The sequence below is a fragment of the Streptomyces sp. NPDC007346 genome (assembly GCF_040703535.1).
Taxonomy (GTDB): domain Bacteria; phylum Actinomycetota; class Actinomycetes; order Streptomycetales; family Streptomycetaceae; genus Streptomyces.
Genome location: NZ_JBEYKR010000236.1, coordinates 1 through 6,869 on the forward strand (window position 1 = coordinate 1; position 6,869 = coordinate 6,869).

Sequence of the window (6,869 nt, forward strand, 5' to 3'; positions counted from 1 at the left end):
CCCGGGCTGCGGCTGGCGAGCCGCGGGCTTGCGGGCTGCGGCTGGTGGCTCCGGCTGCGAGCTGCGGGCTGCGGCTCCACCAGGCTGGTGGCTCCGGCTGCGAGCTGCGGGCTGCGGCTCCACCAGGCTGGTGGCTCCGGCTGCGGGCTCCGGGAAAACCCGGATGCCGGTGGACGGGACGCGCCACTACGGTGGTCCCATGGCAACGATCAGGCAGGTCCAGCTCACCTTCGACTGCGCGGAACCCGAGCGCCTCGCCCGCTTCTGGTGCGAGGTGCTGGGGTATGTCGTCCCGCCGGTGCCGGAGGGGTTCGCCACGTGGGCCGACTACCAGCGCTCGCTGCCGCCCGAGGAGCAGGACGCGTGGTTCGCGTGCAGCGACCCCTCCGGGGCGGGCCCGCGCCTCTACTTCCAGCGCGTGCCGGAGGGCAAGACCGCCAAGAACCGGGTCCATCTCGACGTGCGGGCCGGCATCGGGCTCGTGGGCGAGGAGCGCCTCGCCACACTCGAGGCCGAGCGCGACCGGCTGGTGGCGCTCGGTGCGGTGTGTCAGCGGGTGATGCTCGCGGACGAGGAGAACGAGTCGTGCATCGTGATGCAGGACATCGAGGGCAACGAGTTCTGCCTCGACTGAGGCATGGGCACGTGTACGTGCCCGTGCCCCGCTGAGCGATGTGCCGTGCCGTTCTACGGCTGGGGCACACCCCGCACACACTGCCCGTCCGGCCTGCCCTGCGCACCCTGACCGCCTAGGCCGACGTGACTGCCTTGGCCGTCCTGGCCGTCCTGGCCGTCCTGGCCGTCCTGGCCGTCCTGGCCGTCCTGGCCGAGCATCGCCGGAAGCAGCCGCCGCAGCAGCCGTTCGAACAGGGCGTCCCGCTCGGCCGGGCCCGCCGGGGGCGGTGGGCCCGCCGTCGTGAGGGCGGCCAGCAGGTGCGGGTGCCCGCCCTCCGCGGTGACCGCGGCCAGGTGCGCCGCCTGGGCCGGCGGATTGCCGGCGCCGGGGGCGCCGTCGCCCGCCGTGGCGGCCTCGCGGCGGGCGAAGAGCGTGGCCAGGCCGCCCAGGAGCCCGATGGCCTCCAGCTTCTCCCGGCTCGTACCGGGCGCGGGGGCCAGGACCGCGAGGGCGTGGTCCAGGTAGTCAATCGCGTGCGGGCCGAGCACCTCGCCCCGCCGGTCGTTCAGCTCCGCGAGCCAGGGGTGGCGGGCGTGGGCGGCCTTGGACTGGAGCGCCAGGCCGACGAGGTCACCGAGCCAGTCGCCGCTGGGGGCGGCGGAGAGGTCCAGCTCGCCCGTGACCGCGTCGGCCATCAGGTCCAGCAGCTCGTCGCGGCTGCCCACATAGCGGTAGAGCGAGGCGGGCCCGGTGCCCAGCCGCTGCGCGAGCGCGCGCATCGACACGGCCGGCAGCCCCTCGGCGTCGGCCAGGGCGAGGGCGGCCTCGGTGATCTCGTACCGGCTCCGCTCGGGCGCGGGTCCGCGCGTGCCCCGCTCGGGGCGTGACCACACGGTCGTCGGCGGAGTCTCCCGACCGGCCACGCGCCGCCACCTTCCCTTCTGCGCTTCTGCGCTTCTGCTGTTTCTGATGCTTCTCGACCGGCCTGTAGTCTAATACTGCGAACATCGATCGCAGTATCTCGCCACCGAAGGAGCCCGCCATGACCTGGACCGAACGCCGCTTCGCCCGCAACGGCCCGGTCGAGCTCGCCCACGACCGGCTCCGGGAGGGCGGGGACGGCGAGCCGCTGCTGCTGGTGATGGGGCTCGCGGTCTCCCGGTACTGGTGGCCGCAGGAGCTGTGTGCCGCCTTCGCCGACGCCGGGTTCGCCGTCGCCCGCTACGACCAGCGGGACGCGGGCGAGTCCACCCGGCTGCCGAAAAGCGCGTCGGGCTCCAACCCGTTCGCCGCCCTGGCCGCCCGGCGCTCCGCCGCGTACACCGCCGAGGACATGGCCGACGACGCCGTCGCCGTCATGGACGCGCTCGGCTGGGAGTCGGCGCACCTCTTCGGGCACTCGCTCGGCGGGGTCGTCGCCCAGCGCGTGGCCCTGCGCCACCCGGGCCGGGTCCGCACGCTCACCTCGTCCGCGGCGCTGCCGAGCGACGCCGGCGGGCTCGGCGCCTTCCGCCACCTGCGCCTGCCCACCCTCGCCAGGTTCGCCCGCATCAAGCCGGCCCAGGACCGGGAGGGGCGGATCGCGGCGGGGCTCGCGGTGGCGCGGCTCTGCGCGTCGCCGGGCTACCCGTTCGACGAGGCGGACGCCCTGGAGCGGATCACCGCCGACGTGGACACCGCCGGCATCGCCGACCCGGATGCCCAGTCCCGCCAGATCGGCGCGCGCTGGAGCGGTCCGGCCCTGGCCGAACTACGCGTTCCCGCACTGGTGTTGCACGGCACGGACGACCCGCTGCTCAAGCCGTCCGCGGGCCGGGCCACCGCCGCGGCGATCCCCGGCGCCCGTCTCGTACTCCAGCCGGGCGTCGGCCACGACATCCCGCGCGAGCGTCATGCCGCGGTCGCCGCGGAGGTACGGGAACTCGCGGACCGGGCCACGTCCGCGAGCGCCCGTGACGGGTCGGCGGGACAGACCCCTACTGCTTGACGAAGTCCAGCAGGTCCGCCGTGAACTCCTCCTCGAAGGCCCCGTTCAGGCCATGCGGGGCGCCCGGGTAGACCTTGAGGGTGGCGTTCGGCAGGAGCTGGGCCGACTTGTGGGCGGAGGCGCCGATGGGGACGATCTGGTCCTCGTCGCCGTGGGCCACCAGGACGGGGATGTCGATGCGCTTCAGGTCCTCGGTGAAGTCGGTCTCCGAGAACTGCTCGACGCAGTCGTACGCGGCTTTGCTGCCCGCCGCCATGCTCATCAGCCAGAACGCGTCCAGCAGGCCCTGCGAGACCGTGGCGTCGTCCTCGGTGCCGTAGAACTCCTGGCTCAGTTCGCGGTAGAACTCCGAGCGGTCGGTGCGCACCCCGTCGCGGAGGCCGTCGAAGACCTCGCGGTCCAGACCGTCCGGGTTGGCGTCGGTTTTGAGCATCAACGGCGGTACGGCCCCGAGGAGTACGGCCTTGGCGACGCGCCCGGTGCCGTGCCGGCCGAGGTAGCGGACCACCTCGCCGCCGCCCGTGGAGTGGCCGACCACCACCGCGTCCTCCAGGCCGAGGTGGTCGACGAGCTGGGCCAGGTCGTCGGCGTAGGTGTCCATGTCGTTGCCCTGCCAGGGCTGGTCGGAGCGGCCGTGGCCCCGGCGGTCGTGGGCGATGGCCCGGTAGCCGCTCTCGGCGAGGATCCGCAGCTGGTTGTCCCAGGCGTCGGCGTTGAGCGGCCAGCCGTGGCTGAACACGACGGGCCGCCCGCTGCCCCAGTCCTTGTAGAAGATCGCGGTGCCGTCGGTGGTGGTGAAGGTGCTCATGGCTGCTCCAGGGCGGTTGCCGGACGGTGACTGACGGTGGCTGGCAGTGGCTGGCAGTGGTGGCACGCGGGGGTGGGCACCCGGCGGTTCCCACCTCCTCAGCGTGCCCCGCCGAGGCCTGCCCCGCACACGCAGACCCGGCCGCGGGACAGCCGTGCAGCCCAGCCGGGCAGCCCAGCCGTGCAGGGGGCAGCCGGGATGGGCAGGGCGCGGCAGCCGGATAGGGGGCAGCCGTGCCGGGCAGGGAGGTCGGGCAGGGCGGGGCAGCCCGGCAGGCCAGCAGGGGCGCCCGCCCGCTCAGGCGGCCAGCCGTACGTCGCCCATCGGGCCGGCCCCCGGACCCGCCGGGCGGCCCGGATGACCCGCGCGGCCGGCGCCGAGGCTCCGGGACCGCGCCCCGGAGAGCCTGATCAGCTCCCCCTGGGCCAGGGCGAGCACATCGGCGAGGCTCAGGCCGAGCGCCTGGGCGGCGGCCGCCAGCACCTCGGAGGAGGCCTCCTTGCGGCCGCGCTCCACCTCGGAGAGGTAGGCCATCGAGATCCGTGCGACGTCGGCCACGTCCTTCAGCCTCAGCCCCTGGGCCAGCCGTTCCCTCCGCAGTACGTCCCCGACGAGGTCGCGCCAGAGCGGCTCCCGCCCCGGAGCGGCCGGGACCGGGCGCAGGGGGGTGACACGGGCACGGGCCTGGTTCGTCGCTCGGAAGGTCACCGCTCCAGCCTAGGAGCAGCGGACCCGGCGGGCACGGGCCGGGCGTTGCGCTCCGGGCGGATCTGCTGTCGGCGAAGGCGCATGACAAACAGGACAGGAACAGGAAACAGCAACAGCAACAGGAGCAGGAGCAAGAGCAAGAGCAGGAGCAAGAGCAGGAAGACCGCCGGCCCGTACGGGAACTCCGTACGGGCCGGCGGCCTTCCTCAACGTGCGGTCAGATCAGTCCCTGCGCCAGCATCGCGTCCGCCACCAGCTCGAAGCCCGCGATGTTGGCACCCACCACGTAGTTGCCGGGGCTTCCGTACCGCTCGGCGGTCGTGTAGCAGGAGTCGTGGATGTGGCGCATGATCTCGGCCAGGCGCTCCTCCGTGTGGGAGAAGGTCCAGGAGTCCCGGGACGCGTTCTGCTGCATCTCCAGGGCGCTCGTCGCGACCCCGCCCGCGTTGGCCGCCTTGCCGGGGGCGAAGGCGACGCCCGCATCCTGGAGGACCCGGACGGCGTCGGGGGTGGTGGGCATGTTGGCGCCCTCGGCGACCGCCTTGACCCCGTTGCGTACGAGTTCGATCGCGTCGGCCTCGTGGAGCTCGTTCTGCGTGGCGCAGGGCAGGGCCACGTCCACGGGGACCGACCACACCCCCGTACCGGACACGAACCGGGCGTGCGGGCCGCGCCGCTCGGCGTACTCGGAGACCCTGCCCCGGCCCGTCTCCTTGATCTCCTTGAGGAGGGCGAGGTCGATGCCCTTCTCGTCGACGACGTAGCCGCCGGAGTCCGAGCAGGTGATGACGGTCGCGCCGAGCTGCTGGGCCTTCTCGATGGCGTAGATGGCGACGTTGCCGGAGCCGGAGACCGCGACGGTCTGGCCCTCCAGCGACTCGCCCCGGCTGCGCAGCATCTCGGCGGTGAACATGACCGTGCCGTAGCCGGTGGCCTCCGTACGGGCCTGGGCGCCGCCCCAGCCGAGGCCCTTGCCGGTGAGGACGCCGGACTCGTAACGGTTGGTGATCCGCTTGTACTGGCCGAAGAGGTAGCCGATCTCCCGGCCGCCCACGCCGATGTCACCCGCGGGGACGTCGGTGTACTCGCCCAGATGGCGGTGGAGCTCGGTCATGAACGACTGGCAGAACCGCATGATCTCGGCGTCGGAGCGGCCCTTGGGGTCGAAGTCCGCGCCGCCCTTGCCGCCGCCGATGGGCATGCCGGTGAGGGCGTTCTTGAAGATCTGCTCGAAGCCGAGGAACTTCACGATGCCGAGGTTGACCGAGGGGTGGAAGCGCAGGCCGCCCTTGTACGGGCCGAGCGAGCTGGAGAACTCGACCCGGAAGCCACGGTTGACGTGGATGTCGCCGGAGTCGTCGGCCCACGGCACCCGGAAGATCAGCTGGCGCTCGGGCTCGCATATGCGCTGGATGATGCGGGCGTCCACGAACTCGGGGCGCTGCGTCAGCACCGGGCCGAGCGTCTCCAGGACCTCGCGGACCGCCTGGTGGAATTCCTTCTCGCCCTGGTTGCGCCGGAGGATCTCGGCGTAGAGCGGCTCGATGACGCGGTTCGCGGCATCGTGTGTGCGGGCGGGGTCGGGGGTGACCGGCATCTGATCAAGACCTTCCGTGGTCGGCTCGTGCGCGTCGGCACCCCCGTCCCGGGAGGCACCACCGGTCCGTCTCCCCCGCCGGAGCCCCGGGCCCCCCATTATCGGGGAGTCGCGCGGCTGTCGCCCGGCCGGGCGGTACGCAGGACCGTTGACGCTGCTGATTCTCCCGCCCCGCCCGACGGCCTTCGAAGACCATCCACATGCTGACCATGATCGGCTGGGTGACCGGCTTCCGGGCGGTATCGCACAATCGCCACATAAAGCCCACCGCACGGCCTCGACAGGGCGACGGGGGCCCCGAGCCCGCCTTTGACACCCGGAGCCGCGCGTGACGGACAGCCTACCTGTGCACCCCCGGGGGCGCGCAGCCGAGGTTCCGATCGCGTCACCCCCTCCATCGGGTCACTCTCCGTGACAACTTCTCATGTGGCGCCCGTAAGAGATCGGTGAAGGCCGGTAAGGGCGCCGGGGTTACTCGTCAGGAACCGCGACACCCCGCCTGACGATCAGTCATGATGCTCCCCATGACGAAGCCGCGGGGGCGTCGGAGAACGCAACCTCCTTATCAGCCAATGTTGTTGTACGGAACCGGCCGGACCGCTGTCCACTCCGGGCCGCCTCGGCCCCACCCGTACGGGGCGCTCCCGCGGCAGCCCCGTATACCCAAGGGGACGGGCGAAGCACGCCGCTACCTGGCCGTCGGGCTCGACTGCTATCTGTGCCTGCTGGCCGTCGGACTGCTGGTCCACTCGTGCCTGGGCTCCGCGGGCGCGGGACGGACGGCGGCCGTGCTCCTGGGCCATCTGCTCGTGCTGTCCTTCGCCAACCAGGTGCTGCTCACGATGGCCGTACGGGCGAGCGCCGGAAAGCTGATCATGGGCGTACGGGTGATCCGGCTGCCCGACGCGGGCCGCCCGGAGTTCCGCCGCCTGGTCCTGCGCTGGCTGTACGGCCTGTTCTGGCTCCCGCTCCAGCCCTGGCACCACCTCCGCCGGACGGCGGCCGCCGAGCCGCCACCCCGGGAGCGCCTGGGCGGCGGCCCCCCGGCGGCCCCGTGCGTGGACCTGGCGGGGGTGCGCCAGGTCCACCGCAGCGACCTGCGGTACTACCGGGCGGCGGTGGAGGGGCACAGGGGCTGAGGCGGTTCCTCCTC

Annotated in this window: 6 protein-coding genes and 1 pseudogene; 3 read left to right on the forward strand and 4 right to left on the reverse strand. The window is 73.0% G+C overall.

The genetic code is table 11. The features are described from left to right. The first annotated feature begins 199 nt into the window (after positions 1-199). Positions 200-634, forward strand: coding sequence for a VOC family protein (locus tag AB0917_RS32955; protein WP_366823388.1), 435 nt, complete (start codon positions 200-202; stop codon positions 632-634). Positions 635-822: 188 nt separating this feature from the next. Here the strand turns inward: AB0917_RS32955 and AB0917_RS32960 are convergent. Further along, positions 823-1,539, reverse strand: a pseudogene (locus AB0917_RS32960) (TetR/AcrR family transcriptional regulator); the annotation flags it as partial. Between the two features lie 119 nt (positions 1,540-1,658). Between AB0917_RS32960 and AB0917_RS32965 the strand changes: the two are divergent. Next, complete coding sequence (locus tag AB0917_RS32965) at positions 1,659-2,603, forward strand: alpha/beta hydrolase (protein WP_366823389.1); 945 nt, start codon at positions 1,659-1,661, stop codon at positions 2,601-2,603. Here AB0917_RS32965 and AB0917_RS32970 read toward each other — a convergent pair. The 3 genes from AB0917_RS32970 to gdhA form a co-directional block, all read right to left on the reverse strand. Beyond that, complete coding sequence (locus AB0917_RS32970; RefSeq protein WP_366823390.1) at positions 2,593-3,411, reverse strand: alpha/beta hydrolase; 819 nt, start codon at positions 3,409-3,411, stop codon at positions 2,593-2,595. The two genes, AB0917_RS32965 and AB0917_RS32970, sit on opposite strands and share 11 nt — an antisense overlap. Positions 3,412-3,708: 297 nt before the next feature. Further along, complete coding sequence (locus AB0917_RS32975; RefSeq protein ID WP_366823391.1) at positions 3,709-4,119, reverse strand: helix-turn-helix transcriptional regulator; 411 nt, start codon at positions 4,117-4,119, stop codon at positions 3,709-3,711. 217 nt (positions 4,120-4,336) lie between these two features. Further along, positions 4,337-5,716 (reverse strand): NADP-specific glutamate dehydrogenase, encoded by a 1,380-nt coding sequence (gdhA, locus tag AB0917_RS32980; protein WP_366823392.1) that lies wholly within the window; start codon positions 5,714-5,716, stop codon positions 4,337-4,339. A 578-nt stretch (positions 5,717-6,294) separates the two neighbouring features. Between gdhA and AB0917_RS32985 the strand changes: the two genes are divergently transcribed. Then, the gene (locus AB0917_RS32985) at positions 6,295-6,855 is read left to right on the forward strand and encodes an RDD family protein (RefSeq protein ID WP_366823393.1); all 561 of its coding nucleotides are present in this window, start codon (positions 6,295-6,297) and stop codon (positions 6,853-6,855) included. The last annotated feature ends 14 nt before the right edge of the window (positions 6,856-6,869 follow it).

Coding starts and splice junctions, on each gene's coding strand:
- AB0917_RS32955 (WP_366823388.1), top strand. CDS start 200: ATGGCAACGATCAGGCAGGTCCAGCTCACCTTCGACTGCGCGGAACCC.
- AB0917_RS32965 (WP_366823389.1), top strand. CDS start 1,659: ATGACCTGGACCGAACGCCGCTTCGCCCGCAACGGCCCGGTCGAGCTC.
- AB0917_RS32970 (WP_366823390.1), bottom strand. CDS start 3,411: ATGAGCACCTTCACCACCACCGACGGCACCGCGATCTTCTACAAGGAC.
- gdhA (WP_366823392.1), bottom strand. CDS start 5,716: ATGCCGGTCACCCCCGACCCCGCCCGCACACACGATGCCGCGAACCGC.